Below are 2,568 nucleotides of genomic sequence, written 5' to 3'. Positions count from 1 at the left end.
CACCAGCCCGGCCGCACGCTGCGCCGAGCCAAAGGCTCCGCGCGCGGCCTCCTACACCACAGGGTGGGACACTATCCCGGACGGATGGGACGAGAATGGCCTTGATGATGGGTTGGGTAGCCCCTCCTGACGGCACTTGTGCCAATGTGATGGCGTTGATGGTGTGACCGCCCCCCGACGGCATCTGTTGTGCCAAGGTGGGTCAGCGACGATCCACGGGAGGAAGCGGTCATGGCGGCTTCTGAGAACGGCGGTGCAAAAGTCGGCCACGGGAGCGGCGGGATAGCCCTGCTGCGGGCGGCGTAAAAGTCGGCCACCTTTGCCCTTTCTGGTGACAGGGAGGGCGGGAGGATTTTCACCGTGGACTTGTATCAGAAGGTTCGGCTGGCCGGTGCGGAGGGTATGAGCCAGCGAGAGGCGGCGCGGCATTTCAACATCTCGCGCGACAGCGTCGCCAAGGGTACTGTAACCTGAGGTCTGGAAATTCATTTGGCGATGGTGCCGTGAGCCCCTGCCGGGGCCGGCCCCGGCAGGGGCGATCCATTCTGGTATTCCATGGAGTTGCAACACCACCGTGGAGACAGTGGAATGGACAGGCAGCAGGATAGGACGATCGAGGCTCTCTTGGAACATCTGATCGAACACGGACCGAATGACATCGCCACGGTCTTCGGCCGGGCGTTCGAGCTGGCGATGCGAGACGCGAGCGCGAGCGGTACCTCGGCGCCGCCCCCTACGAGCGGACGGATACCCGCCGCGGCTACGCGAACGGCTACAAGCCCAAGCGCATCGACACGCCGGCGGGCACGATCGCCGTCGACGTCCCAAAAGACTGCCGGCCATGACGGCACGCCGTTCTATCCGCAATCTCTCGAACGCGGCCGCCGGTCGGTTCGCGCCGTGATGCTGGCGGTGGCGGAAATGTACGTCAAAGGCGTGTCGACCCGAGAGGCCGAGCGGGTGATGCGCGCGTTCGGTCTCGACAGCCTGTCCTCGACCCAGGTCAGCCGCGCGGCGAAGCTGCTCGACGACGAGCTGGAGGCCTGGCGCACCCGGCCTCTCGGCCAGATCACGTACCTGGTTCTCGATGCCCGGTACGAGAAGGTGCGTCAGGGCGGGATCGTGCGCGACGCGGCCGTGCTCTCGGCCATCGGCGTCGGCCCCGACGAGCGCCGCCGGGTCCTGGGCGTCTCCGTCGCCCTGTCGGAGGCCGAGGTCCACTGGCGGGCCTCCAGGCCCGTGGAATGCGCGGGGTCGCGTATGTCGTCTGCGATGATCACGCCGGACTGCGGGCCGCCCGCAGGGCGGTCCTCGGCGGCGCGACATGGCAACGGCCGGTTTTTACTCCGCCGTTGACAGTCTCCCGTCTCCACCGCCCCCATTCAATCGGACACCGTGTCCTACGCCGGATGTCGCGCCCCGATCCACGACGGCCGGACGGACGACGCGCGGAACCGCGACCAATCGTCGGAAGGAATGGGCTCCGCGCCGGTCGGAAGACACCCAAGGGCGGACCGCTGGATAGTGCGCGGCATTCGCGTCGGCGCGTTGCTGAAGCCAACGTCACGACGACAATTGCGAACGCGGCGAGGTTGGCCCGAACTCACATGCCATCGCGGCCTAATAAGCACGCTCTATGTCATGTTTTCAATCCTCGCCACCGCGCCTCAAGGCGTGATCAGGTCGAGCGTCGGAAAGTACGTCCGAAACCGGGCTGCATCCCGGGTGAGCAGCCTGTAGCTCCGGATTGCCGCATGCGCACCGATATAGAAGTCCGGCAGGGGCAGCGACCGCGTACCGCCGCGACGGCGATAGATGCGAAACGCCTTGCCGGCCAGAAACGCTGCTTCCCAGGGAAGGTCTTGGCGGTGAAAGATCGCCTCCGGCAAAAGCACGTCCAGATCCTCGATCTTGTCGAACGCGATCGAAACCTCGGCGTAGACGATCGGGTTGATGACGAGCCGTCCCCCCTCCCCTGCCCTTACCAGAGCAGCGGCCGACCAGTAGCTCCAATGCGGGTCGTCGGTTGCGACATCGATCAGGACGTTGGCGTCGACGAGCGTATCGTCGGTCATTCCCGGGTCAGCGCCATGATCTCATCTGTCGTCATCTTCGTCGACGCCGATCCTCGCAGCCGACCAAGCGCGGCCTTCAGCGCCAGATTCTCTGGCTGATCGGCATGACGACGAACGCGGACATCACCGGCATCGTCCATGACGAACTCGAGCTCGGTCCCGGGCCGGAACCCGGCCGCCTCTCGAATATGCTGGGGGATCGTCACTTGGCCCTTGCTCGTCATACGCATGGTCATTCCTCTAGTAATACTTGCTTGGTAATACTAAGACAATACCCCATCAAGAGCCGGCTTCCGACGATGTAGCCAACGAAGTTCGATAGCGCTTCCGTTCAGAAGGAGCGCAGGAGGATTTCAGTACCACCGGCCGCACTGCCGCTCGCCGATCAGGATCTCCCCGACATCCCGCCCGTCAGAGGGTAGTGTCCCGGGGCGTGGTGTAGGAACTGGCGTCCACCTGCTTCTTCATAGCTGGTGTCGCTCGTTCATTGAGC

2 protein-coding genes and 3 pseudogenes are annotated in these 2,568 nt (G+C 64.6%); 3 read left to right on the top strand and 2 right to left on the bottom strand.

Annotated features, from left to right (window positions below):
- Positions 1-360 precede the first annotated feature (360 nt).
- The 3 pseudogenes from Q1A87_RS23230 to Q1A87_RS24400 form a co-directional block, all read left to right on the top strand.
- Positions 361-459 (top strand): annotated as a pseudogene (locus Q1A87_RS23230) (helix-turn-helix domain-containing protein); the annotation flags it as partial.
- A gap of 302 nt (positions 460-761) precedes the next feature.
- Positions 762-845, top strand: a pseudogene (locus tag Q1A87_RS24405) (hypothetical protein); the annotation flags it as partial.
- A 58-nt stretch (positions 846-903) separates the two neighbouring features.
- Positions 904-1,274, top strand: a pseudogene (locus Q1A87_RS24400) (transposase); the annotation flags it as partial.
- Between the two features lie 393 nt (positions 1,275-1,667).
- On the opposite strand, the gene Q1A87_RS23220 reads toward Q1A87_RS24400, so the two are convergent.
- Together Q1A87_RS23220 and Q1A87_RS23215 are read right to left on the bottom strand one after the other, a co-directional pair.
- On the bottom strand, positions 1,668-2,075 hold the full coding sequence (locus Q1A87_RS23220) for a type II toxin-antitoxin system VapC family toxin (protein WP_299657151.1): 408 nt from the start codon (positions 2,073-2,075) through the stop codon (positions 1,668-1,670).
- Entirely contained in the window at positions 2,072-2,299 is a 228-nt protein-coding gene (locus tag Q1A87_RS23215; RefSeq protein ID WP_299657157.1) for an AbrB/MazE/SpoVT family DNA-binding domain-containing protein, read from the bottom strand. The genes Q1A87_RS23220 and Q1A87_RS23215 overlap by 4 nt, the downstream gene beginning before the upstream one ends.
- Positions 2,300-2,568 lie beyond the last annotated feature (269 nt).

The organism is uncultured Jannaschia sp. (assembly GCF_947494055.1).
Lineage (GTDB): Bacteria > Pseudomonadota > Alphaproteobacteria > Rhodobacterales > Rhodobacteraceae > Jannaschia.
The sequence above is the reverse complement of the archived record's forward strand: the minus strand, read 5'-3'. Positions and strand labels throughout refer to the sequence as shown.